We start from the raw sequence: 450 nt of genomic DNA on the forward strand, positions 1-450 counted from the left end.
GGCCATCACACATTACCGACGCCATGAGATAGCCGCAGAAGTCCACCAGCGAATCACCTTCACGCTTTATCGCGAGTGCTTCTTCTGATTTCTGCTGCTCATATAAAAGGCGTCTGGCTTCGTCCTGGTCAGCAAACCGTGTAAGCAGATGACGAATCACTACCGCCAGCTCACCTTCTATTTTTTCCGCCAGCATTGAATCGCGTTCGTTCTCCGGTACAACTTCCGAAAAATTGAATATCACCCGACGGCGCGAGATCCCCCCACTGCGGTCACTGAATGACATAGCGTTATTGTTAACCGCCAGCACTACTGCCGGGATACGCGTTGAATATGGGGCTTTATGTTTTGGGTCGATTGCCACCTTGTCACCGCCTGTAATAGCCTTAATTCCCGCCCCATCACCAGCGTAGCGGGTCATATCCGGCATGATAATCAGCGAAAAGCCAA

Annotated in this window: 1 pseudogene; it reads right to left on the reverse strand. The window is 51.3% G+C overall.

Annotated features, from left to right (window positions below):
• A pseudogene (locus tag HEM79_RS22350) lies at positions 1-450 on the reverse strand (DNA primase family protein); the annotation flags it as partial.

Source organism: Escherichia sp. 93.0816 (genome assembly GCF_013368855.2).
Classification (GTDB): domain Bacteria; phylum Pseudomonadota; class Gammaproteobacteria; order Enterobacterales; family Enterobacteriaceae; genus Escherichia; species Escherichia ruysiae.